Source organism: Mongoliitalea sp., assembly GCF_054166905.1.
The window spans coordinates 52,893-76,487 of sequence record NZ_JBSZCK010000049.1 but is presented as its reverse complement, the minus strand read 5'-3'; the positions used below and the strand labels follow the sequence as shown (position 1 = coordinate 76,487).

Annotated in this window: 20 protein-coding genes and 1 pseudogene; 13 read left to right on the top strand and 8 right to left on the bottom strand. The window is 41.2% G+C overall.

The annotated features are described in order from the left end of the window. Positions 1–77 precede the first annotated feature (77 nt). Positions 78–1,010: a hydrogen peroxide-inducible genes activator gene (locus tag ACXIUD_RS18540; protein ID WP_458054144.1), complete on the top strand. Its 933-nt coding sequence runs from the start codon at positions 78–80 to the stop codon at positions 1,008–1,010. A 23-nt stretch (positions 1,011–1,033) separates the two neighbouring features. Further along, a complete protein-coding gene (locus ACXIUD_RS18535; RefSeq protein ID WP_458054143.1) occupies positions 1,034–2,164 on the top strand; it encodes a BamA/TamA family outer membrane protein in 1,131 nt (376 codons plus the stop codon). On the opposite strand, the gene ACXIUD_RS18530 is transcribed toward ACXIUD_RS18535, so the two are convergent. Genes ACXIUD_RS18530 through ACXIUD_RS18520 form a run of 3 tightly spaced genes read right to left on the bottom strand, consistent with a single transcriptional unit; the run spans position 2,161 to position 4,347 of the window. Next, on the bottom strand, positions 2,161–2,493 hold the full coding sequence (locus ACXIUD_RS18530) for a HepT-like ribonuclease domain-containing protein (RefSeq protein WP_458054142.1): 333 nt from the start codon (positions 2,491–2,493) through the stop codon (positions 2,161–2,163). The genes ACXIUD_RS18535 and ACXIUD_RS18530 overlap by 4 nt on opposite strands. Next, positions 2,486–2,776: a nucleotidyltransferase family protein gene (locus ACXIUD_RS18525; protein ID WP_458054141.1), complete on the bottom strand. Its 291-nt coding sequence runs from the start codon at positions 2,774–2,776 to the stop codon at positions 2,486–2,488. Before ACXIUD_RS18525 ends, ACXIUD_RS18530 begins: the two co-directional genes overlap by 8 nt. Positions 2,777–2,790: 14 nt before the next feature. After that, positions 2,791–4,347: a zinc-binding dehydrogenase gene (locus tag ACXIUD_RS18520; protein WP_458054140.1), complete on the bottom strand. Its 1,557-nt coding sequence runs from the start codon at positions 4,345–4,347 to the stop codon at positions 2,791–2,793. Between the two features lie 78 nt (positions 4,348–4,425). Between ACXIUD_RS18520 and ACXIUD_RS18515 the strand changes: the two genes are divergently transcribed. The 3 genes from ACXIUD_RS18515 (at position 4,426) to ACXIUD_RS18505 (ending at position 8,369) form a co-directional block, all read left to right on the top strand. Further along, positions 4,426–4,677 carry a UPF0175 family protein gene (locus tag ACXIUD_RS18515; protein ID WP_458054139.1) on the top strand — a complete coding sequence of 84 codons (252 nt, stop codon included), beginning with the start codon at positions 4,426–4,428 and terminating at the stop codon, positions 4,675–4,677. Positions 4,678–4,705: 28 nt separating this feature from the next. After that, positions 4,706–6,094 carry a dipeptidase gene (locus ACXIUD_RS18510; protein ID WP_458054138.1) on the top strand — a complete coding sequence of 463 codons (1,389 nt, stop codon included), beginning with the start codon at positions 4,706–4,708 and terminating at the stop codon, positions 6,092–6,094. A gap of 196 nt (positions 6,095–6,290) precedes the next feature. Next, positions 6,291–8,369, top strand: coding sequence for a cytochrome c biogenesis protein CcdA (locus ACXIUD_RS18505; protein ID WP_458054137.1), 2,079 nt, complete (start codon positions 6,291–6,293; stop codon positions 8,367–8,369). Positions 8,370–8,440: 71 nt separating this feature from the next. Here ACXIUD_RS18505 and alr read toward each other — a convergent pair whose 3' ends face one another. After that, a complete protein-coding gene (gene alr / locus ACXIUD_RS18500; protein ID WP_458054136.1) occupies positions 8,441–9,595 on the bottom strand; it encodes an alanine racemase in 1,155 nt (384 codons plus the stop codon). A 115-nt stretch (positions 9,596–9,710) separates the two neighbouring features. Here alr and ACXIUD_RS18495 point away from each other — a divergent pair. Next, positions 9,711–11,147, top strand: a pseudogene (locus ACXIUD_RS18495) (alpha-L-fucosidase); the annotation flags it as partial. Between the two features lie 160 nt (positions 11,148–11,307). Here the strand turns inward: ACXIUD_RS18495 and mazG are convergent. Further along, positions 11,308–12,114 carry a nucleoside triphosphate pyrophosphohydrolase gene (mazG, locus tag ACXIUD_RS18490; RefSeq protein ID WP_458054135.1) on the bottom strand — a complete coding sequence of 269 codons (807 nt, stop codon included), beginning with the start codon at positions 12,112–12,114 and terminating at the stop codon, positions 11,308–11,310. Positions 12,115–12,185: 71 nt separating this feature from the next. Here mazG and ACXIUD_RS18485 point away from each other — a divergent pair, with 71 nt between their 5' ends. The 7 genes from ACXIUD_RS18485 (at position 12,186) to ACXIUD_RS18455 (ending at position 19,494) form a co-directional block, all read left to right on the top strand. Further along, positions 12,186–12,416: a hypothetical protein gene (locus ACXIUD_RS18485; protein WP_189581571.1), complete on the top strand. Its 231-nt coding sequence runs from the start codon at positions 12,186–12,188 to the stop codon at positions 12,414–12,416. Between the two features lie 60 nt (positions 12,417–12,476). Then, positions 12,477–13,865, top strand: a complete 1,389-nt coding sequence (glmM, locus tag ACXIUD_RS18480; RefSeq protein ID WP_458054134.1) for a phosphoglucosamine mutase — start codon at positions 12,477–12,479, stop codon at positions 13,863–13,865. Positions 13,866–13,943: 78 nt separating this feature from the next. Next, positions 13,944–15,086 (top strand): cysteine desulfurase family protein, encoded by a 1,143-nt coding sequence (locus tag ACXIUD_RS18475; RefSeq protein WP_458054133.1) that lies wholly within the window; start codon positions 13,944–13,946, stop codon positions 15,084–15,086. A gap of 194 nt (positions 15,087–15,280) precedes the next feature. Beyond that, positions 15,281–16,408 carry a DUF4221 family protein gene (locus ACXIUD_RS18470; protein WP_458054132.1) on the top strand — a complete coding sequence of 376 codons (1,128 nt, stop codon included), beginning with the start codon at positions 15,281–15,283 and terminating at the stop codon, positions 16,406–16,408. 249 nt (positions 16,409–16,657) lie between these two features. After that, on the top strand, positions 16,658–16,897 hold the full coding sequence (locus ACXIUD_RS18465; RefSeq protein ID WP_458054131.1) for a hypothetical protein: 240 nt from the start codon (positions 16,658–16,660) through the stop codon (positions 16,895–16,897). A gap of 98 nt (positions 16,898–16,995) precedes the next feature. Beyond that, entirely contained in the window at positions 16,996–18,114 is a 1,119-nt protein-coding gene (locus ACXIUD_RS18460; protein ID WP_458054130.1) for a DUF4221 family protein, read from the top strand. 177 nt (positions 18,115–18,291) lie between these two features. Beyond that, positions 18,292–19,494, top strand: a complete 1,203-nt coding sequence (locus ACXIUD_RS18455) for an ATP-binding protein (RefSeq protein WP_458054129.1) — start codon at positions 18,292–18,294, stop codon at positions 19,492–19,494. Between the two features lie 15 nt (positions 19,495–19,509). Here ACXIUD_RS18455 and ACXIUD_RS18450 read toward each other — a convergent pair whose 3' ends face one another. From ACXIUD_RS18450 to ACXIUD_RS18440, 3 genes are all read right to left on the bottom strand, one after another. Then, a complete protein-coding gene (locus tag ACXIUD_RS18450) occupies positions 19,510–20,694 on the bottom strand; it encodes a Gfo/Idh/MocA family protein (RefSeq protein WP_458054128.1) in 1,185 nt (394 codons plus the stop codon). Between the two features lie 130 nt (positions 20,695–20,824). Then, positions 20,825–22,174 (bottom strand): Gfo/Idh/MocA family protein, encoded by a 1,350-nt coding sequence (locus ACXIUD_RS18445; protein WP_458054127.1) that lies wholly within the window; start codon positions 22,172–22,174, stop codon positions 20,825–20,827. A gap of 12 nt (positions 22,175–22,186) precedes the next feature. Continuing rightward, entirely contained in the window at positions 22,187–23,581 is a 1,395-nt protein-coding gene (locus ACXIUD_RS18440) for a 3-keto-disaccharide hydrolase (protein WP_458054126.1), read from the bottom strand. Positions 23,582–23,595: the final 14 nt, after the last annotated feature.

The window sequence follows — 23,595 nt, the reverse complement described above, 5'->3', positions numbered from 1 at the left end:
TTTAAATCAAATCTAAATAAACACAAAAAAGATTTTATATTTGCAACAGAAGTACATTAACCCTGAAGTTTTTCAATATGACTATTCAACAATTGGAGTATGTATTGGCTGTTGACAAGTTTCGTCATTTCGGTCAAGCTGCAGAATCTTGCTTTGTAACACAACCCACCCTGAGTGCCCAAATTCAAAAACTGGAGAATGAATTGGGAGTCATTTTATTTGATCGAAGTAAAATGCCAGTGATTCCAACAGAGATTGGGGTACAGATTATTACCCAAGCAAAGAAGGTAGTATCTGAAAGTAAAGGCATTTTCGAGTTGGTATCCCAACTGAAAGGGGATATTTCTGGATTGATCAAAATCGGAATTATACCAACGCTGGCACCGTACCTTTTGCATCGCTTTATTCGGAGTTTTTTGGAAAAATATCCCCATGTGAAAGTGCAAGTGGAGGAAATAGTGACAGAAGAAATCGTCCGTAAACTCAAAAATGATGAGCTAGACTTAGGCATTGTAGTCACTCCTTTGGAAGAAAATGGGATTGTTGAAAAACCCATGTTTTATGAGAAGTTTTATGCCTATCTCTCTGAGGGACACCCTTTGTTACAAAAACCAAAACTAGTTGTTGGTGACCTGGAGACGGATGATATGTGGGTATTGCAGCAAGGACATTGTTTCCGCGATCAGGTATTTAGGTTGTGTGACCAAACGAAGTTTCAGCGCATGAACTTCCACTACGAGAGTGGGTCATTGGAAGGCTTGAAAAATATGGTCAATGAATATGAAGGCATGACCTTGCTTCCAGAATTGGCCACCTTTGATCTATCTTCGGAAGAAAAACAGCGTTTGCGACCTTTTGAGGGAGAGGAGCCTATGCGAGAGGTAAGTATTGTACTGAACAGAAGTTATCTCAAGAAAAAATTGGTTGAGTTGCTTTTCAACGAAATTTCAGAAAACATTCCTCAAAGCATGACATCCAAAGCGCATGGTAAAATCGTAAAGTTTAAGTAGTTTTCGGACTAAATAAATTTTTGATGAAGGGAAGGATTCTTTCGCTTGCGGTTTTGCTGTTCTTATTCTTGCAAGAATCGGAAGCGCAGTCTTTTGCTCGACGATATCTGAACAAGGTGTTGAATGACACCTCAGATATTAGCAGACCCCAATTTTTGGTATATCCTACCTTAGCATATGCACCCGAGACAAGCTGGGAGATTGGTTTTTCCTCCTTATATGTCTATTATCCCAAGCGAGACACAACCAATCGCTTGAGTGAAATTAATGGCTTTACTTTCATTACGCTGGAAAATCAATATGGAATTTGGTTTGACCACGCCATTTATACGGATAAAAATAAGTGGTTCTTTTTAGGAAAAATCCGATTGCAGAGTTTTCCGCTCAAGTACCATGGGATAGGTATGGACAGCCCAAGGGATTACTTAGCCTTGGTGGATGCCAATCAGATTTGGATCAAGGAGCGGGTGTTGCGAGAAATTCGCCCCAATCTCTATTGGGGTTTGGAAGCAGAGTACAATCAACTATCCCGAGTCGATTTTCAAAAGGCTGAAAATGCCCCTGCTTTCGATTTGCCATTGGGGTTTGAAGGCTCTCGAAATTTGGGTTTGGGACTAGGTCTTGTGTACGATGACCGTCACAATGTATTGAATGTACGGGATGGGCATTTTGCGGAGTTAGCTTTGATCCGCTACTTTCCAGCCTTGAGCTCTTTCAATTTCAATGCCTTATTATTGGATTCCCGTCTTTTTAGGCCCGTTGGAGCCAACAATGTTTTGGCTTTTCAATTATTGGGTCAATTTATGGCAGGTGATGTTCCATTCAATCAATTAGCCTTGATGGGAGGAGAAAGTATGATGCGGGGGTATTATTTGGGAAGATTCCGAGATCGCAATCAAGTAGCAACACAGGTGGAATACCGGATGCTTCCTTTGCCTTTGGGCTTCACAGACCGCTTGGGAGCAGCAGTTTTTGCTAGTGCAGCCACAGTTGTTCCAGACTTTTCTCAAGCCTCCATCAACAAAGTTGCTTGGGCCGCTGGAGCGGGTGCTCGTTTTTTATTGTTTCCCAAAAAGGATATTTACACGAGATTAGATGTGGCTTTTACTAAAGAGGGAACAGGATTTTATCTGTTTATTGGGGAGGCGTTTTAAGCTAATTTTTTTATTTCATGTTGCAAAGAAGAGAGTTCAATTGAAATGATATTCCAGACAATCGAATAGTCTACACCAAAATATTCATGAATTAACCTATTTCGGAAACCTCGAAGCTGACTCCAAGGAACCCTTGAATTTTTTGTTTTAAAATCTTCGCTTAGACGGTTAGATGCTTTTCCGATTATTAGTAGATTCATCACTATCGCATCTTTAGTTTTAGAGTCTTTTAAAAATTCTTCAAAGCTCAACCCCGCTTTATAGTTGAGAATTTTTTGAATTGCTTCTAATATATCTTCCACCAAAAGTTTATTATCCCTACTAGACATAGACTAAGTCTTTTTTGATAGCATTGAAATATTTTGGTTTGATTCCATTTCTCGATACCAAATCAACTTTTTGACCTACGCACTTTTCTAAATCTTCAGCCAAATCCATAAATGCTAATCCTATCGGACCATTAAACTCTACTAAAATATCGATATCTGAAGCACTTGTTTCTTCTCGTCTGGTATAGGAACCAAAAAGACCTATAGCTTTTAATGGATACTCAGCAAACAGTCGGTCTTTGTTTTCCAGTAATAATTGTTTTATTTCTTGAAGGTCTTTCATAGATGCTAATTTACTTAAAACCTCACAATTGTAATAATCTCCGCCACACAAACAGGCTTGTCCGAATTTTTGGCTTCTATGTTGGCTTGGATATGTAGGCTTACTGCTCCATCAGGCCGATCCTCTACTTTGCTGACCGATGCATGAAGTCGGACCGAATCACCCGAATATAGTGGTGCTGGAAAGCGTACTTTCTCCGTACCATAATTGAGTGCCATCTGTACCCCTTCAAGTGGAAGCAAATCGTAGAGCAATTTCGGAATCAACGAAAGTGTCAAATACCCATGAGCAATGTTTTTTCCACCCGGTAGTAATGTTTTGGCTTTATCGGTATCTACATGAATCCACTGCTTATCATCAGTGGTATCAGCAAACTGCTGAATCAATTCCTGGCTCACCACTACCCACTCACTCTCGCCCAGAGAACTCCCCACGGCCTCCCTCAAATCCCCCACCGACCGAAACACTTTCTTTACTTCACTACCCTTATCCGCTCTTGACTCTTGCTTCTTGACTCTTGCTTCTAAACCCTCATTCTTAATTTCTAATTCCTCATTCTCCATTCCCTTCATCCTTCCTCCCTCATCCTTCCTCCTTTTGACGACCACAACCGCTTTCCCTACCACCTTCCGGTCCATCATTTCCTGAAGGGCTTTCGGGCTTTCTTCCAAGCTGTACAACTGATGTATGTGCTGACTGATTTTTCCAGCCTGTATCATCCCTACCAATTCCATTAGATTTTGCTGACTTGCTTGTGCTTCCTCTGTGGAAAACCTCCCCCAAAAAACACCCATCACTGAGCAGCCTTTCAGTAAAATCAAGTTAAGCGGAAACTTGGGAATTTCACCGGCTGCGAAGCCTACTACCAAATAGCGCCCCTTCCAAGCCATGCTTCGAAGTGCGGGTTCGGCAAATCTATCCCCGACCACGTCCAAGACTACATCCACTCCTTTCCCCTGCGTCAATTCTTTGACGCGTTCTTTCAAATCTTCTGTTTCATAATTGATCAGGTGATCAGCACCTTTCTCTTGACAGATAGTTAACTTATCTTCACTCGAAGCTGCGGCAATAACAGTTGCACCCATGACCTTTCCCAACTCCACTGCAGCCAAGCCTACCCCGCCAGAAGCACCTAATACAAGTAAGGTTTCTCCTGATTTTAATTGTGCACGATTTTTTAGCGCAAAATAGGAAGTCCCAAAAGTGTACAAGGTAGAAGCTGCTGTCACATCATCCATAAAAGGCGGGATGGGGAATACCCGATCTGCGGAAACTTTCACCTCCTCTGCAAATCCACCCCAGCCACACAAGGCCAATACTCGTTGTCCGACTTTTAAGTGCTTGACCTGATTTCCAACGCTCTTGATAACACCCGACACTTCCCCTCCCGGTGAGAAAGGGAGTTCGGGTTTGAACTGATATTTATTTTGGATGATTAATACATCGGGAAAGTTGACCGCACAGGCTGCCACTTCTATGACAACCTCTTTTTCACCTGGCGAAGGGTTTTCTACTTCCTTGTAAACAAGGCTATCTGGTAGCCCGTATGATTCACAGATAATTGCTTTCATAATCAAAAGTTTGGCTCAAAATAGGCAAATCTTGATTATAAATGTAATTTTGTGAGCAGGATAATTCATCAAACGGATATGAGCACGATCAAAATTGAGTTGCCCGACGGTCTTGGAGTGGAACCCCAAGAATTTCTTTTAGCTGCTGCCAGCAAGCTGTATGAGACAGGGAAAATAACTTCAGGTCAGGGTGCTTCCATGCTCGGTGTTTCCAAAAGAACTTTTCTTGAGTTATTAAATTTATACGGAGTTTCTGTGTTTAATATTTCTGAAAGCGATTTGGATGAAGATATTAAGAATGCGGGTAGTTATGGTCCCCGTAATTTATAAACTAGTAGAATATTAACCCACATATAAAATGTCAGTAAAAACCTACATTCAAGACAATAAAGAACGTTTTTTAAATGAGTTGTTTGATTTGCTTCGTATCCCTTCTGTAAGTGCTGATCCGAAGTTTAAAAATGATGTGTTTGCTGCGGCAGATTTTGTAAAGGAGCAGTTAGAAAAGGCCGGTGCGGATAAGGTGGAATTGTGTCAGACGGCAGGCTATCCGATTGTGTATGGAGAAAAAATCATCGACCCTGCCCTTCCAACGGTCTTGGTATATGGCCACTACGATGTGCAGCCAGCCGATCCATATGAATTATGGGATTCACCGCCTTTTGAGCCAGTAATCAAAACGACTGACAGACACCCGGAAGGTGCCATCTTCGCACGCGGTTCGGCTGATGATAAAGGTCAGTTTTATATGCATGTAAAGGCCTTTGAAGCCATGATGGCCAATAACTCTTTGCCATGTAATGTGAAGTTTATGATCGAAGGCGAGGAGGAAGTTGGTTCGGCCAACTTAGACATCTTTGTCAAAGCCAACAAAGAAAAATTGAAGGCCGACGTGGTGTTGGTATCTGATACACATATGATTTCCTTACAAGATCCATCGGTGACGGTGGGTTTGAGGGGACTGTCCTACATGGAAGTCGAAGTCACAGGGCCCAACAGAGACCTTCACTCTGGAACGTATGGAGGAGCGGTAGCCAATCCGATCAATATTTTGTGTCAAATGATCGCATCCTTGCAGGATGAGAACAATCATATCACCATTCCAGGCTTTTATGATAAGGTGGAGGAGTACAGCGCTGCCTACAGAAAGGCCTTGAATGAAGCGCCATTTGAGCTAGAGGACTATAAAAAGAAATTAGATGTAGCAGATGTGCATGGTGAAGAAGGCTATACCACCATCGAGCGTGTAGGTATCCGACCAACCTTGGATGTCAATGGTATTTGGGGTGGTTATACAGGAGAAGGTGCCAAAACGGTGCTTCCTTCCAAAGCCTATGCAAAAATTTCCATGCGATTGGTACCCAATCAAGACTTTCGAGAGATTTCCAACTTGTTTGAAGCGCATTTTAAATCCATCGCTCCTGCTTCCGTCAAGGTAAAAGTAACTCCTCATCACGGTGGAGCTCCTGCTGTAGTGTCTACAGATACTCCAGGTTATAGAGCAGCTGATTTGGCTATTCAAGAAGCTTTTGGCAAAAAAGCCATTCCAACAAGAGAAGGAGGTTCGATTCCAATCTGTGCCCTTTTCCAGCAGGAATTGGGCTTGGATCCGATTCTATTGGGCTTTGGTTTGGATACTGATGCCTTGCATTCACCCAATGAACACTATGGTGTGGCGAATTATTTGATGGGAATTGAGACCATTGCCTTCTTCTTCAAGCACTTCAAAGATCAAGCGAGTGCTTAAGCGATAGTCTTGAGTACACTTGAAACTAGAAACAAAAACTGCGGTCATGAACAGTATTCGTCAGAGAATAATGAATGACCGCAGCTTGCTTTTAATAGCAATTGTCCGTTCAGCCACCCAAATAGCCTTTTGTGCCAAGGATTACTGAACTATTTGCCTAATTTCCTCATTATTACAGCGGAAAAGTAATTATACCATGTCTACATACCTGAAAAGCAGTCTCTTTCTTTTTTCTTTCTTGCTTCTTTCCTTTTATGCTTCGGCACAATTGATTGCTCCACCTAAATGGACAATTCAATTGGCGGATAAAAACCCAAGTGTGGGTTCTGAGGTAAAAATCACCTTCAAAGCACAGATTCCAAGAGATTGGTATATTTATTCCAACGACTTTGATCCAGATTTGGGCCCTATGCTGACGGAATTGGAGCTTAAAACCTCGGATGGAGTGCAATTGGTTAATGGTTTGAAGGCCATCAACCCTAAGAAAAAATACGATGAAATCTGGGAAGGTGATGTGACCTATTTTGTGGGTTCAGGGACATTTGAACAGACAGTAAAAGTTACTGGTAATGCGATCAAACTGGTTGGTTCGATCAATTATCAGATGTGTTCTGATGTCACTGGTCAGTGTATTCCATTTGAAGAGGATTTCACGATTACGGCGACGGCGACAGGAACTGTTTCCTCCAGTGCGGATGCTACTACAGCGGCAGTATCTTTGGAAGAAATTGTGGAGGAAGTGTTGGAAGATGCTGGAGAGGAAGTTGTAGAGGCTGATTTATCAACTCCAAACGCTGTTGCTGATGCCCCCACTTACATTGATTTGACAGCAGATGAGGAAAATGAGGGTTTGATCGGCTTTATGATCATTGCTTTCTTGGCAGGATTAGCTGCTTTGTTGACACCTTGCGTATTCCCCATGATACCGATGACGGTAACCTTTTTCACAGGTAGAGCAAAATCAAGAGCTTCGGGAATTCGGAATGCTTTTTTGTATGGATTTTCCATCATTGCCATTTATACCATAGCAGGTACGGCAGTTGCGGCAATCCAAGGACCTGAATTTGCTAATTGGTTATCCACACACTGGGTGCCCAATGTATTCTTCTTCTTGGTTTTCATTTTCTTTGCCTTTGCTTTTTTGGGAATGTTTGAATTGACTTTGCCGAGCAGTTTTGTCAATAAAATTGATGCCAAAGCGGATAAGGGAGGTTTTGCAGGTGTCTTCTTTATGGCCTTTACCCTGGTATTGGTCTCGTTCTCCTGTACAGGTCCTATTGTGGGTTCGATCTTGATTTCTTCGGCAGGTGGAGCTTTGGTGAAGCCGATTTTGGGCATGTTTTCTTTCTCTTTGGCATTTGCTATTCCATTTACACTGTTCGCGATTTTCCCGGAGTGGCTGAATTCTTTGCCAAAATCTGGTGGATGGTTAAACTCAGTAAAAGTTGTTTTAGGTTTCTTGGAATTAGCCCTTGCATTCAAGTTCCTTTCGGTAGCAGATCAAGTATACCATTGGGGGTTGTTGGATCGAGATATTTACTTGGCGATTTGGATTGTGATTTTCTTCTTACTGGGCTTGTACCTCTTAGGAAAGCTTCGCTTGCCGCATGACTCTCCTATGGACTACTTGTCCGTACCAAGATTGATGTTGGCGATTGTTACCTTTGTATTTGTAGTGTATCTGATTCCAGGGTTGTGGGGAGCACCTTTGAAAGCTCTGAGCGGATACCTTCCTCCGATGGCTACGCATGATTTCAACATTATGGAAAACCGAGGAACAGCAGCTAAAGCAACCACATTGGACGATGTACCCAAGTATGCCGACTTCCTACACTTGCCTCATGGCTTGCAAGGATATTTTGATTATCAGCAAGCCTTGGCAGCGGCCAAACGAGCCAATAAGCCTCTGTTTATTGACTTTACTGGACATGGCTGTGTCAATTGCCGGGAAATGGAAGCCCGGGTTTGGTCCGACCCACAGGTATTGCAGCGCTTGCAGGAAGATTTTGTGATGGTGGCTCTATATATTGACGAACGTTATCAGCTTCCGGAATCAGAGTGGTATACATCTGAGTTTGATGGAAAAGTGAAAAATACCATAGGCAAGCAAAATGCAGATTTTCAAATCACCCGATTCAATAACAATGCGCAGCCGTACTATGTGATTTTGGATCATCAAGAGCAATTGCTTATCCGACCCAAAGCATATGATACCAATATCCAGAATTTTGTCAATTTCTTGGATGAGGCGAAAGCGGAGTTTGGAAGAAGGTAAGATATAAAATACAAATCATCCCAACCTAATAGGTTTCCACAACCTGTTAGGTTTTTGTTTTTAAGCCTTATTTATTCCACAATCTTCCTTGGAATACTTTGAGGCAGACGTGTGAGTAATTCATAATTCACTTGCTGAGAAGATTCCCCGAAAGATGCTACGGAAATTTCCTGATTTCCTTGCACACCGATCAAGACCACCTCATCTCCAGCCTGCACTTTTTCCAAATCTGTAATATCTACTGCTATACTGTTCATAGTAACCGTACCTACCACAGGGACAATTACTCCACCAATCAAAACTTTTCCTTGGTTGCTTAATAGACGGCTAAATCCATGACAATATCCAACAGGCACGAGCGCAATCGTCATATTCCGCGGTGCCATGTAGCTGGAGCCATACCCAATAAAGCTTCCCATGTCAACCTTTTTAGTATTCATGATGCTGCTTTTCCAGGAAATGAGCCGTTTGAGCGGGTTTTTATTGTCTAGTGGTAAGGATTGGAACCGGTACATATACGTTTCTTGCGTGGGCCAAAAGCCATAGGAAGCAATACCAATTCGAACCATATCCATTTTTGTCTCTGGATAGAGTAAGCTGGCTGCGGAGCAAGCTGTATGGTATTTTTCAAAGTGAATGTTGTGGGTATCAAACCACTTTTTGAATTTACGGTATTGCTTGATTTGGTTTCTTATCCGGACGTAGTTGCTGATGCTTTCTGCTCCAGCAAAGTGTGTGCATAGCCCTTTTAATCTGATATGCGAAGCGTTTTCTTTGAGTAAGCTCATCAACCATTCCAATTCATCCCACTCGAAGCCTGTTCGGTGAAAACCCGTTTCTACTTCTACATGGATATTTACCGGAGTGCGGGTTGTTTTGGCAATGGCAATCGCTTGTTCTAGCCGATTAAAATCAAACACATAGAACTCCATCCCTTTTGCAATGACCTCTTCTAAATCCTCAGGATCAATCATGCCCATGATCATTGCCTGACTCTTGTGTTTGCTGGCCTGATAGACTCTCCAAGCCTCATCTGCTGAAAAGGTCGAAAAGTGGCGGATGCCATTTTCTTCGGCAAGCGCTACGATATGTTCGATGCCATGCCCGTAGGCGTTTCCTTTGACTACTACCGAAAGTTGGGTTTTTGGGCCGAGATCTTGTTTTAAAAATTGAATATTGGCTGCATAAGCAGATTTACTGATTTCTATATAGGATGTCTGACGCATGTCTGCAAGTTATAAACATATCCCATTTACCCTAATTTAGTGTGGATAAACTGTAAAGTGTTGCACTGTTTTTTCACTTTTTTAGTACATTCCCATATCAAATTACCCCTAAAAAATGAAAAAATTTGCCCTTGCTTTATTTATCTTAATTTCCTGTCAAGCAAAAGAGGAGATACTTCCTCCAGATCCTGTTTTTCCGATTCCTAGTGAGCGACAGCTTGATTGGCATGAACTGGAGTATTATGCATTTGTTCATTTCAATATGAACACCTTTTCTGACAGGGAGTGGGGTTTTGGAGATGAGTTGCCCTCTATGTTTGATCCAACTGATCTCGATACCAGGCAATGGGCCCGAGTAGTCAAAGATGCTGGTATGAAAGGAATCATCATTACAGCCAAACACCACGATGGTTTTTGTTTGTGGCCCTCAGCCTATACAGAGCATTCCGTAAAAAATTCCCCCTGGAGAAATGGACAAGGTGATCTGATACAAGAGTTAAAAGAGGCTTGTGAAGAATTTGGCTTGAAGATGGGTATCTACTATTCCCCTTGGGACCGCAATCATCCAGCATACGGTCAGCCAGCATACATTACCTATATGCGGAACCAATTAACAGAATTGCTCACTAACTATGGAGAATTATTTGAAATTTGGTTTGACGGGGCGAATGGCGGTACTGGCTATTATGGCGGTGCCAACGAGGATCGAATGGTGGATAAATTGACCTATTATGATTGGCCGACTACCTATGAGTTGGTAAGAAAGTTACAACCCAATGCAGTCATGTTTAGCGATGCTGGCCCCGATGTGCGCTGGGTAGGAAATGAAAATGGCTTTGCTTACGAGACTACTTGGTCCAATTTAATGAGAGACTCCGTGTATGCAGGAATGCCGGAGTATCCTGAGCGTTTTGCTGCGGGTCAGGAAAATGGGACGCATTGGGTGCCTGCAGAAGCCGATGTGAGCATTCGTCCAGGCTGGTATTATCATGCTCATGAAGATGATAAAGTAAAAACACTCGAAGAACTGACAGAGATTTATTACCAAAGCATAGGAAGCAATGCAGCCCTGTTGATTAATTTCCCTGTGGACAGGCGCGGCTTGATTCATGAAAATGATGAAACACAAATCTTAACGTTAGCTACAAAGATCAAAAAAGACTTTGAAGTGGATTTGATAAGTAAGGCTACAGTATCTGCTTCCAATGAACGTGGAAAAGGATTTGAATCAAAGAATGTGCTTGGTTTGGATTTAGCTAACTATTGGGCTGCTTCGGACGGCATTATTCAAAACGAAATTTTACTAGCATGGGAGCAACCCGTAACCATTAATCGTTTTCTAGCTCAAGAGTTTATACCCCTCGGACAACGAGTCAAGTCTTTTGTACTTGAAGCAAAACTTGGGGGTCAATGGAAAGTTATCCACAAAGGAACCACCATAGGTGCGAAAAGAATTTTGCGTTTTGATACGGTGCAAACAACGGATCTGAGGTTGACTATTCAAGACGCAAAAGCGAGTCCTACCTTAGCACGTTTGGGGGTTTTCTTTGCGGAGGATTGATGTAAAAAGGAAAAATGTATGTTCAAATGAGGATTAAGGCGTTGAAATTCAACTCCTATCGGAGTTGGGCAATTTGGAATTTGGTTATCCATTTTACCCCGAGTTGTGACTAGGGGCTAATAACCTCCGGTAGTCAACTCCCGCGGGAGTTTTATTTCCCCAACCTCTTCGCTTCCTCCCAATACACATCCATCTCCTCTAAGCTCATTTGGTCCAAGCTTTTACCGGCTGTTTTGGCGGCTTGCTCAAGGTATTGGAATCTTTTGATAAATTTCAGGTTGGTTCGTTCTAAAGCCTCCTCAGGATTGATGTCGATAAATCGTGCATAATTGATCAAGGAAAATAATAAATCTCCAAACTCAGCTGTAGCCTTTTCCTTGTCTAGGGATTCTTCGGAGACGGCGTTAAACTCCTCCTTAAACTCCTGCATTTCCTCCTCTACTTTTTCCCAAACCTGATGCTTTTCCTCCCAATCGAAACCCACGCCACGGGCTTTTTCTTGAATGCGCATGGCTTTGATCAATGCTGGAAGGGACTTGGGTACTCCTCCCAAGACAGACACATTTCCTTTTTCCTGCAACTTTATTTTTTCCCAGTTTTGCTTGACAGCTTCCTCATCGTCAGCTTTTACATCTCCGTAGATATGTGGATGTCTGCGAATCAGTTTTTCAGACAGAGAATCTATGACTGATTTGATATCAAAGGCTTCTTTTTCCGAACCGATTTTGGCATAAAATACGATATGAAGTAAAATATCCCCTAGCTCTTTTTTTATCTCTTCCAAATTGTTATCCAAAATGGCATCCGACAACTCAAAGGTCTCTTCAATGGTCAGGTGTCGAAGACTTTCCAAGGTCTGTTTGCGATCCCATGGACATTGTTCCCGTAATTCATCCATGATAGTCAATAATTTGTCAAAAGCTTGAAGTTGGCCGGGTCTTTGTGATAATTGAGACATAAAGAGGGAAACTATTCGAAGAGTAGAAACGTTTTGAAAGTATTGTGTAAATTTGCGGAAATAAAATTGATATGGCAACCTTATATTTGACTTTAGGATTTCTAGCGCTTTTCTTCATATTGATGTCTGTGCGTTTGATTTTTATCAAAAATGGGGAATTTAAAGGTACCTGTGCATCTCAGAATCCTTATCTGAATAAAGACGGGGGAACGTGCAGCTATTGTGGAAAAGAAGTTAGTCCAGATAGCAGCTGCGCCAATCCAGACAATGAAGTAGATAAGGTGCTTGCCAAATTTAAATAAGCGACACTTACGTTTCCTGGGTAAACCAGGATTTTTCTTTATCCAAACAAATTTTAGAACGTGGCTTTAATAAAATCTATTTCCGGTATCAGAGGAACTATCGGAGGCAAACCTGGTGAGGGCTTAACCCCATTGGATGTTGTTAAATTTACCTCCGCTTATGGATATTGGGTAAAAACCCATACCAACAATCCTAAAGTAGTCATAGGTAGAGATGCCCGCATTTCGGGTGAAATGGTATCCAAGTTGGTAGCAGCAACCCTTCAAGGTTTGGGTATTGATGTAATCGATTTGGGTCTGAGTACAACCCCAACTGTAGAATTAGCCGTTCCTTTAGAAAAAGCAGGTGGAGGAATTATCCTAACCGCGAGCCACAACCCTATTCAGTGGAATGCCCTGAAGTTATTGAATGATAAAGGAGAGTTTATCTCAGATGCGGAAGGGAAAGCCATTTTGGAAAGTGCTGAGAAGGAAGATTTCTCTTTTGCTGAAGTAAAAAAATTAGGTTCTTACACCGTTAAGGACGATTATATTGACAAGCATGTTGAGCATGTCCTTTCACTACCTTTGGTGGATAAGGAGGCAATAGCGGCTCGCAAGTTTAAGGTTGTGATCGATTGTGTGAACTCTACAGGTGGTATTGCCTTACCAAAATTGTTGAGAGCTTTGGGTGTGGAAGAAATCGAAGAAATGTACTGTACACCCGATGGTCATTTCCCTCATAATCCAGAACCCCTTCCTGAAAATTTACGCGATATAGCTGAAAAGCTTAACCGTGGGAAATATGACTTGGGTATTGTTGTGGATCCGGACGTGGATCGCCTATGCTTCATGAATGAAGATGGAAGTGCTTTTGGAGAAGAATATACCTTAGTGGCTGTAGCAGACTATGTGCTTTCCCAAACTCCTGGTAATACGGTTTCTAATTTGAGTTCTACCCGTGCTTTGCGTGATGTCACCGAGAAAAGAGGTGGAAGCTATCAAGCAGCTGCAGTTGGAGAAGTCAATGTGGTCAACAAAATGAAAGAATCCAATGCCATCATCGGTGGTGAAGGTAACGGAGGGGTAATTTATCCTGAGTCACACTACGGACGGGATGCTTTGGTTGGAATCGGATTGTTTTTGACTCATTTGGCAAAGTTTGGCAAAAGTATCTCCATGTTGAGAGCTACCTATCCAAATTATTACATCTCCAAAAACAAGATTGAGTTGACTCCGGATATCGATGTAGATAAAGTATTGGAGGCTATCAAATCAAAATATAGCAAACAGCCGATCAATGATATCGACGGAGTGAAAATTGAGTTTGACAAAGAGTGGGTGCATTTGAGAAAATCAAATACAGAGCCTATCATTCGAATTTACTCGGAGTCTGCTTCTCAGGCTACCGCAGAGCATTTGGCGAATAAACTCATCACAGATATCAAAGAGGTAATTACTGAGTCATAAAAAAAGAAATTGCTAACTTGCAGGCGCTATGGAGATTCTCTGTAGCGCCTTTCTTTATAAACCCAAATCTAGGAAGCAATGAGAGTCTATTTTGACAATGCGGCAACCACAGCTATGGACGATCGTGTGATTGAAGCCATGCTGCCGTTTATGAAACAGCATTATGGTAACCCCTCTTCTGTGCATAGCCATGGACGGGAAGTACGTTCTGCCATTGAAAAAGCCAGAAAGAAAGTAGCTGAATTGTTAAATGCTTCTCCAGCTGAGATTTTTTTTACTTCTGGAGGTACGGAGGCGGATAATACAGCCTTGGTTTGTGGAATGGAAACGCATGGTATCACACATGCCATTACATCCCCTATCGAACATCATGCAGTATTGCATACCTTGGAGGAATGTGCCAAAAAGGGAAAGATTCAATTGAGCTTGTTGGAGGTCAACGAAAGGGGTGATGTTAATCTGGAGCAATTGAAACAACTCTTGGAAAAGCATCCTCATTCCATGGTTTCTTTGATGCATGCCAATAATGAGATCGGAACTATCAATGACCTAGAAACTATCGGTCTGTTAGCTAGAGAATTTGGCGCTTTCTTCCATTCTGACACTGTACAGACCATGGGTCATTATGTGCATGATTTGAAAAATTCACCTATAGATTCAGTCGTTGCAGGGGCCCATAAATTTCATGGACCGAAAGGCTCAGGATTTTTGTATGTAAAAAAGGAAAAGAAAATACATCCCTTTATTTACGGCGGTGCCCAAGAGCGCAATATGCGTGGTGGAACAGAAAATGTGATTGGAATTGTAGGAGTAGCCAAAGCCTTGGAATTAGCTTATGAGGATATGGCGGATCATCAGGCTCATATTCGCTCCATCAAGCAAGCATTCAAGTCCCAACTCGAAGCTTCAATCCCAGGCGTGCAGTTCAATGGGGCTTCTGGAGATTTAGATGCTAGCTTGTACACCGTATTAAATGTGAGTTTGCCTCCTTCGGAAGAAAACAGAGGGATGTTACTATTTAATCTGGATTTGAATGGAATTTCGGCTTCGGGTGGTTCGGCTTGCAGCAGTGGTGCAACGGTAGGCTCCCATGTCTTGAGAGCTTTAAACCATAACCCTGAGCGTGAATCGGTTCGTTTCTCTTTCAGCCGATTCAATACCTTGGAGGAAGTCACTTATGCGGTGGATAAGATAAAAGAACTTTACGCAGTGAATGTGTAAATAACTACACCGGAACAATTAATGGTATAAATAGAGTCAGACCCGGCAGGTTTTTAAAACCTGCCGGGTTTTTTTGTGGTCGAACTAGCTTTTCAAACCAACAGCAAGAAGGTTTTGTAAATTATTCCTAAATAGATAGGTACTTGTTTGCAACTTTAGGACTAAATACATAATTTGAACGAAAAATTATGGTTATGAGGTTCTTCGTTCTATTGTCTGTTACTTTCATCTTATTTTCTTGTGGTACTAGAGAGGGTTCCGATAGGTCTTCAGGTACGCTTAACTTGACCATTCAACAAGATACAGTATTGATTGACTCCGGTGACGAGCTCGTTATGGCTGGGGCAAGTATGTTTACGTATGGGCTTAGTCCTGACAAAAAGCGCTTGTATAATTTTGATCGGAAGTCCTTGAAGTTGGAGGTTTTTGACTTAGACAATAAGTCTCTGCTCCAAAAAGTATCCTTTGCCAATGATGGTCCCAATGCGGTTTCTGCCTATGTGATGGCCTTGCGGGTTTTTCCGGATGGAAGAATTTTTATGCATGGGTTCGATAAAAGTGGGTTTTATGATTTGGAGGGAAATTTGACCGAGTCTCTAAGTTTACATCCAACAGATTACATTGCGCCTGATGCAGAGACAAGCTATTCCTTTAAGTCTGAGTATGTATTTTTGGATGATCAGACGGTTTTGATGGGTTTGATGAACATGTTTGAGCACGTACCTTACTTGGCTAAATTGAATGTGAAAGAAAAATCCTTGGAAATGATTGATTTTGAGTATCCTCAAAAAATGGAGAAGTTCTCCATCATTATGGATGGGGATGGCATGAAAATGGCCTCCATGGGTGCGATTTATAAGCAGATATACCAAGGAAAGGTGTTGATTCATTCGGATATGTTCAATGAAACGCTAGTATTTGATCCCATAACAACTGAATATTCCCTGATTGAATACAACAGTACCCTGACCCCAAACGAAAAAGTAGGTGGTCAAAAGCAGAAAGTTGGAAGTCGGGAGGAGTTTAGTGAGCAAAGCAAGATTTTGGGTTCTCAGGTCAGTTTTGGTAGATGGGTGTGGGATGAAAGCTCCGAGCGTTTCTATCGCCTTTCCAGCATACAACAAGCGGCTGAGAACACCGAAGGAGAAAGTTATTACAAAGTAGTATTGACCGTTTTTGATAAGGACTTACAAATGCTCGGAGAGGTCTTAGTTCCCGATTACCGAAAGAAATATGGGGTTTATTTTATCAAAGACGGAACCGTATGGATTCACGAAAATGTGGATGATGAGTTGGGGTTTGTACGCTTGAAAGTGGGGTGATTTTTTGATTTTATTTCCAAAACCATCTAGTGATTGAAAATAAATAATGATTCGGCACAAAATTTTAAAGATTGTGAATTGTTATTTTATGGTTGTAAAAGAACAAAAATTGTAAATATTTGTATTTTTATCTTAATTTAAATATAAAAATATACTAAATATTTGCTTATTTCTTTCTTTCTTTGAATACTTTGAAGTTGTAATTACTTCAAAGTTTAATTTATTAATTAAAGTCAAACAAAAATCATCATGAAAAAACTCCTTGTTGGCATTTGTGCCATTCTCTTGTTATTTTCGTCTAGCTATTCAACGGCTAGTGATGCTTCAGTTAACCCTCCTCCTGGAGCAGGTTCATCTAAGTGTACAGTAAGTTCAAATCCATCAAACAATGTTGGATACTGTATAAATTTCTTTGGTGGAGATTATTGTACTGGAAAAAGTAGTGGAACGATAGCCCCAGCCTGTGATGGTACTATTAAACCACTATAAATTTGAATTTTAAATTAAGACTATCTTTTAATAAAAAAATTATTTGCTACGGTTGCAAATATAGTTTAGTTGAAAGATAGTTTTTTTTCTATTATACTATGAAAAAGTTAGGATATATTCTTTTGTTAATATTGTTCTTTGCTTGTTCAAAACATGATTCAAATAAAGAGAAAATAATTGGTAATTCTTTTTCCATCCCCCTTTCACAAACAGAAAGTTTTATTTCTCTTTCTTTTGATGTTTCTACTATAGATCAAAAGCCTGTCGCAGCAGTTTATAATTTTCTCAATGGTGAATTAAGGTTGTATGATATAACTACTGGAAAGGATCTCTTTAAAAAAACCATTCCCTTGGAAGGGCCAAATTCAATTCCCGAACATTTTTTAGTCAACACTTATATTGGTGAAGAAGGAGTCTTCCTTGTCTCGAATGCTGGAAGGGTTGTTTATTTATTTAATAAAAAAGGAGATTTTATAAATAAACTAAGACTCCCAGATTTTGAGGAAGACCATGGGTACTTTTATTTTTCCGATGGTAATAAACTGTTTATGAATAAAGATAACAAGATATATCTCAGTTATTTCGCAGGGTTGTTTCCTAATAGAAATCCAAATAATGTGTATAATAGTGTTTTAGCTATATCTATTGATGATAATAGTTTTAGATATTTGGCTCCATTACCTAGAGAAAATGTTGAAATTTTCTGGGGGGAAGGCCATATGCTAACTGGGCCTTTTGGAACCTATTCTACACATTATAATGGTTTGATTACTGGTTTTTCTAATTCCAATATTGTAAAAGTTTATGATCTTAATGGGACCTTGTATAAAGAGGTTTATTTGGAACTAAGGAATTGGAGACAACCTGTGCCAACGAACATAAAATATGAGGACCTAGCTAACTTGGATCAAGATGCACTTTACAAATTAAGAGCTCATAGTAATCAACAACAAAAAGTTTGGAAAATTCTTGAAATGGAGGAGGGATTTATAGTTGAAGTTTTGGAGCCTGTATCGGAAGCACCGCTGCCTAGATTTACAGTGTATAAATTTGATAAGGACTTTAATTTTCTGTCTACTCGTGCGTTTTTGGATGACCATTATACCTGTTATCAATCATTTGTAGTAAACAATAAATACCACTTGGTGGACCTGAAAGCCTATGAAGAAAATGAGGATGAGTTGAAATTTGGGGTTTTTGGATTTGAGGATCTTTGAATTGGAATATCAAGCGCTTTAGTGGTAGTTCTGTAACTCATTTTTAGTACAAGTTGCTTAGCCATAAGTTCAATTCTTGCGAGCAAGTGATTTGCTGATGAATCAATAAACCCTGTAGATTGATTTGTATTCAAATCAAAAATTCCATATATTTGATTTGTAATTGAATCAATTAGAATGGAAGAACTCTTAGCATATCAAGGAAATCTTTTAAAATCCTTCCAAAGTAGTTGGTATAGGTATTTGTATGCAGAGTTGTTGGTGGAGGAAAGGTTGCTAGGTATCAAAGGTCTTCGTGGGGTTGGAAAAACCACTTTGTTGCTTCAATATTTACATCAGCTTACAGAAGCAGGTGAAAAAGCAATGTACGTAACAGCTGAGCATCCTTATTTTTATACGAAAAATCTTTTCAGTCTAGCTTCCTTGTGGTACAGCTACGGAGGACGTGTATTGTTAATTGATGAGGTACATAAGTATCCTGACTGGTCTCGAGAATTGAAGTTGATTTACGATGGATTTCCTGAGTTAAGGGTGGTTTTTACCAGTTCATCCGCCCTGGATCTGTACAGAGGAGAAGCCGATTTGAGCAGAAGGTTGGAAACTCAACTACTGCATGGACTTTCATTTCGAGAATATCTTTCGCTTTATCAGGGATTGTCTATCGAAGCCATAGACTTCTCTTCTATCCTTGGTAATCCTTTAGCTATTTCGACAGAATTGATTCAAAAAATAGGTAAACCTGTATTGCCCCTTTTTAAAGAGTACCTACGACAAGGATATTTTCCTTTTGCCAAAGACCTCAAGCCGGAAAGAGTACCGCAGCGATTGATTCAAATCATTAATACCGTGCTTGAAAGTGATCTTGCGACGATTCAAGGATACAGTGCATCAAATGTAACGAAGGTAAAACAGCTATTAGGAGTAATTGCCGCAAGCGTACCCTTCGAACCCAATATTTCCAAAATAGCTGAAAAAATGCAGCTGGGTAGGCAAACGGTGAATATCTTCATCAAGCACTTGGAAGATGCAAAGATTCTTAATTTACTTTACGAGCATGTAGGTGGAATCAGTCAATTACAAAAACCGGGTAAGATTTATTTCGAAAACGCCAACTTTCTGTTCTCTTTACAATTGAATCCTTCTGTAGGTACAATGCGGGAGACTTTTTTTCTAAATCAACTCAAAAACAGCGGACATGTGGTGAGCCTCAGTAAGAAGGCTGATTTTTTGGTGGATGAAACCTACACTTTTGAAATTGGTGGTAGAACCAAAGACCAAAGTCAAATCAAGGGTGTGGAGCAAGCCTATCTTGCTCTTGATGATCTGGAATTTGGAATGGGAAATAAAATACCATTGTGGGTTTTTGGATTCTTATATTAACCCATTATCAACTAATCAGGTATTCAAGCGTTTGATTTGTCCATCCAATAAAGACTCATTTGCCAAAGCCACGATGATGGCCGTATCTCCTCCGTTCATCACATTGGAGTGCGGCAATGCGTTTTCTTCCATGCAGCGATAGAAGTCCGTCAAGGCATAGTAACTTCCATCTTTCAACGGCTCATCAATCAAGCGAATGCCTTTTTTGTCTGCATTCCAATTGAGTTTAGTGGCTCCTGACACACCATCTACTAGTTGTAGTTCTTCCAGTTGCTGTTCTTCTGGATAGAAATAACCATCGTTGACAAATAACGAGACTGTTCCTTTGCTGCCACGGATTTTAAACACATAGCCTTCATGGGCATTGCTACAGGTAGCACCAAAATTTCCCACCATGCCAGCTTGTTCATAACGTGCCAACAGCTGCACATTGTCAAAGGTCTCTCTACCATCTTTGAGGTAATCTATGCCACCCGTGGCGAAAAGAGTGTCTGGTTTGGTATCAAAGGCCCAATCGATGAAATCTATCTGATGAGAAAGGAGTTCTGCTGCTAGTCCTCCTGAATATTCGTGGTACATCCGCCAGTTGACTTGTCGCTCAAACTCAGGGCTTGGAACAGGTCTTCTCCAGGTGGTATTCCTATCCCATCGCACTTCTATTTGGGTAACTTTGCCCAAGTAGCCAGCATTTATGTAGTCTTTGACCTTGAAGTAGAGCGGAGAATAACGGTATTGGTGACCGATTTGTATGGTCTGTTTGGAATAGTCCTCAGAAATCCGTTGAAGCTCCAAAGCTTGCTCAACGGTATGGGTCATCGCTTTTTCTAGGAAAATATGTTTCCCGGCCTCCAAACAAGCCTTGGCCTGTTCAAAATGCAAGTACAGCGGTGTACAAATGACGATGGCATCAATGGATGGGTCTTCCAACATCTTGCGATAGTCTTTGTATTGCTTGACAGAAGTTGGATCGGCATAGTTTTTTAGATTGGCAAGTCTAAAATCCAAGGTGTCACAAACTGCAGTTACCTCATAGCGTTCAGGAAGTGTATTAAATACCGCATGCAATCCCGTGCCACGATCTCCGTAACCAAGAATGCCAATCTTGTATTTTTTTCTCAACCCATACGAAATTCCAAATCCAGGAATAGCCATGGCCAAACCTAGTACCGAACTGCTCTTAATAAATGCTCTCCTTTTCAATGCCAAACGTTTTTAATCTCTTACTGCTTTTCAATTTAAAACAAAGACTTCAAGACCAAAAACCAACTTTGATAAATGGTCAAAAGCCAAAAAAGCGCTATGGTTAAAAATAGCGCTCTTTTGATTGGTTTCAAATCTTGGGTTCCCAACCTGGTTCATAAGATCTCCCCCATAGCTCCATACCCTTTCGGTTATAAATATGCCCGTTGGCAGGATTGCAGTCAAAGTTTTCTCCGATGCGGGAAGAAATATTGGCCAAGTGACAAAGGAGGGTACTGATTCTCCCCACTTCAATAGGCGATCTTTGCACAGCTTGCCCCCTGATAGCTTCTAGGAAATTCACTACGTGGGAGGTACTCATATCACCCCCACCACCTAATGCAGTTCCTCCCTCATCATTGGCAGATTTTACTTCTCTTATAAGTTTACCATCTCTGTCAAAGAGACGATACAACTCTCTATTGACAAAAACAGAACCGTCTGTTCCGAAGATAATGGTGCCTCTTCCGCCTCCATACATATCGTAATTGTTTCGGCTTTTACCATCCCAAATAATGGTCTTATCTCCTTCAAACTTGAATGTGGCAAGCATGGTGTCGTACATTTCCCAACCATCATCCTGAAAATGATATTTACCGGAATCTACGGCTACGTGATTTGGAAAATCCACTTTCAATGCCCAACGAGCCACATCCAATTCATGGGTAGCATTGTTGCCCGTTTCGGCAGTACCAAAGTCCCAACCGTACCAGTGCCAATTGTAGTCCCAGGTATCATGCATGTAAGCTTTGCGAGGGGACGGACCTTGGAATAATTCCCAATCCAATCCATCCGGTACAGGCGCAGCTGTAGGGTTAGGCACTCTGCCTCTCGCCATATTGTAAAAAGCTTTGGCCATATAAGGTGTACCAATGACTCCATTGTGGATTTCTTGGATAATTTCTATGGTATGGTCAGAGGAGCGTTGTTGATTGCCCATTTGTACTACCTTCCCATATTTCTGCTGGTATTCCACCAATAATTCTCCTTCCCGAGCATTGTGGCTACAAGGCTTTTCTACGAATACATGTTTACCGGCTTCCAAAGCCATCCAAGTACCGGGTGCATGCCAATGGTCCGGAGTAGCATTGATGATGGCATCTACTGATTTATCTTCTACCACTTTGAAAAAGGAATTTTCCAATTTCGGACTGTAGTTCAACAGGTCTGAAAAGCGTTTGCCGGCTTTTTCCCGTTGGGATTTCATGACATCGCAGAGGTAAGCCACTTGCACATTATTTTTGGAATCGGTCAAGGCTGGAACAAATGCTCCCAACCTTCTTCCCAATCCGATGATGCTGATATTGATTCGGTCATTGGCACCGATGATGTTTCCGTAACTTTTGGCAGAGAAGCCCAAGGCTCCCAAGGAACTTAATCCAGCGCTTAAAAGTGTTCCTTTCTTGAGAAAATCCCTTCTGGATTGATTATGATCTTCCATCTGTATCTTGGGTTAATTTAATGCTTTAATTTTGATGTTTTTGAATTTTACTTCATCTCCATGATCTTGAAGTAAGATGTGGCCTTCTGGGGCTTCACCAAAGTTTTCCCAAACCTTGTACTTACTTTCGCTTACCATTTGTCTGAAATCTTCAGAACCTCGTACATACTCCAGTACTTTTACCCCATTGATAAAATGCTCTACTTTGTTGTCAGGGTGGACTACTATTCTTCCTTGGTTCCATTCGCCCGGCTTGCGTACATACCTAGGTTGTTTGTCAGCTGTTTTTAAGTCATACAAAGAAGCTAAGGTGCGATTACCATCTCTGCCATTTTTTGCATCTGGATGATTTTCATCATCTAGGATTTGATATTCTAAGCCGATTGCAGAACCTGTATTCCCTTCTTGAAGGGTTACAAAATATTTTACACCGCTGTTGGCACCTTCTGAAATATTGAAGTCAAATGCCAAGTCGAAAGCACTGTATTTATCCACTGTAACAATATCCCCAAAGCTCATGGACTCAGAACCGTCAGAAGCCTCTACCATGAGGATTCCGTCTTTGATATGCCATCCTTCCGAAGGAAATGCATCTTTATAGGCACCCACCCAACCAGTAGAGGTTTGACCATCAAATAGTAGTTTCCAGCCATTGGCTTTTTCAAGCTCTGTCAATTCATTGAGGCCTGTATTGACTACAAATACATCTCCCGAGAAGGGAGTTGGCTGCAAGTTTTCTGTTTGTACGCGGATATTTCTGAAATAGGTTTTTTGACCTTCATCCTCTAGGTTGCGGATAGAGTGCACCTGCAATCCGATGAATCCTCTGCTATCCATATCATCCACTACATAAGCAGCTTCCTGCCCATTGACCCAGGATTTGATAGTATTACCGATGGCTTCAATTCTATACGTATTCCATTCACCCATTTTAAAGGCAGATTTGGCAGAAGGGTTCAAATCCAAGGGATACATCCAACCTCTTCTTCGCTCATCGAATAATCCGCCAGACCAAGCACGGTCTGTAGGGTCAGCTTCGATTTGGTAGCCATATACAAGACCATTCCCATCCATCGCTTCTGGATCAAACTGTCCGCGGACCATTACTCCTGAATTGGACGAAACATGGTTGATTTTCAAATCAAATTCTAAAATAAAATCTTCGTAGAGTTGCTCGGTTACCAAGAAGGTGTTGGGAGTGCCATGCTTGGCTATCCCGATAATTTCTCCATTGGCTACCTCAAATTCTGCTTGTCCCATTACGGCTTTCCAGCCGTTGAGTGTCTCGCCGTCAAATATGGATACCCAAGCTTCTTGCTCTTCGGAATTATCGGCCTGCTTACAAGCAAAAACCGTTAAGATGAGTCCCAAAAACAGGAAAGCAATCTGTTTGTTATGCGTGGTCATTGGTTAATTGAGTT

What these genes read in the sequence shown, in the direction of transcription:
- ACXIUD_RS18540 (WP_458054144.1), top strand. Translation starts at nt 78, where the DNA reads ATGACTATTCAACAATTGGAGTATGTATTGGCTGTTGACAAGTTTCGT.
- ACXIUD_RS18535 (WP_458054143.1), top strand. Translation starts at nt 1,034, where the DNA reads ATGAAGGGAAGGATTCTTTCGCTTGCGGTTTTGCTGTTCTTATTCTTG.
- ACXIUD_RS18530 (WP_458054142.1), bottom strand. Translation starts at nt 2,493, where the DNA reads ATGTCTAGTAGGGATAATAAACTTTTGGTGGAAGATATATTAGAAGCA.
- ACXIUD_RS18525 (WP_458054141.1), bottom strand. Translation starts at nt 2,776, where the DNA reads ATGAAAGACCTTCAAGAAATAAAACAATTATTACTGGAAAACAAAGAC.
- ACXIUD_RS18520 (WP_458054140.1), bottom strand. Translation starts at nt 4,347, where the DNA reads ATGAAAGCAATTATCTGTGAATCATACGGGCTACCAGATAGCCTTGTT.
- ACXIUD_RS18515 (WP_458054139.1), top strand. Translation starts at nt 4,426, where the DNA reads ATGAGCACGATCAAAATTGAGTTGCCCGACGGTCTTGGAGTGGAACCC.
- ACXIUD_RS18510 (WP_458054138.1), top strand. Translation starts at nt 4,706, where the DNA reads ATGTCAGTAAAAACCTACATTCAAGACAATAAAGAACGTTTTTTAAAT.
- ACXIUD_RS18505 (WP_458054137.1), top strand. Translation starts at nt 6,291, where the DNA reads ATGTCTACATACCTGAAAAGCAGTCTCTTTCTTTTTTCTTTCTTGCTT.
- alr (WP_458054136.1), bottom strand. Translation starts at nt 9,595, where the DNA reads ATGCGTCAGACATCCTATATAGAAATCAGTAAATCTGCTTATGCAGCC.
- mazG (WP_458054135.1), bottom strand. Translation starts at nt 12,114, where the DNA reads ATGTCTCAATTATCACAAAGACCCGGCCAACTTCAAGCTTTTGACAAA.
- ACXIUD_RS18485 (WP_189581571.1), top strand. Translation starts at nt 12,186, where the DNA reads ATGGCAACCTTATATTTGACTTTAGGATTTCTAGCGCTTTTCTTCATA.
- ACXIUD_RS18475 (WP_458054133.1), top strand. Translation starts at nt 13,944, where the DNA reads ATGAGAGTCTATTTTGACAATGCGGCAACCACAGCTATGGACGATCGT.
- ACXIUD_RS18470 (WP_458054132.1), top strand. Translation starts at nt 15,281, where the DNA reads ATGAGGTTCTTCGTTCTATTGTCTGTTACTTTCATCTTATTTTCTTGT.
- ACXIUD_RS18465 (WP_458054131.1), top strand. Translation starts at nt 16,658, where the DNA reads ATGAAAAAACTCCTTGTTGGCATTTGTGCCATTCTCTTGTTATTTTCG.
- ACXIUD_RS18460 (WP_458054130.1), top strand. Translation starts at nt 16,996, where the DNA reads ATGAAAAAGTTAGGATATATTCTTTTGTTAATATTGTTCTTTGCTTGT.
- ACXIUD_RS18455 (WP_458054129.1), top strand. Translation starts at nt 18,292, where the DNA reads ATGGAAGAACTCTTAGCATATCAAGGAAATCTTTTAAAATCCTTCCAA.
- ACXIUD_RS18445 (WP_458054127.1), bottom strand. Translation starts at nt 22,174, where the DNA reads ATGGAAGATCATAATCAATCCAGAAGGGATTTTCTCAAGAAAGGAACA.
- ACXIUD_RS18440 (WP_458054126.1), bottom strand. Translation starts at nt 23,581, where the DNA reads ATGACCACGCATAACAAACAGATTGCTTTCCTGTTTTTGGGACTCATC.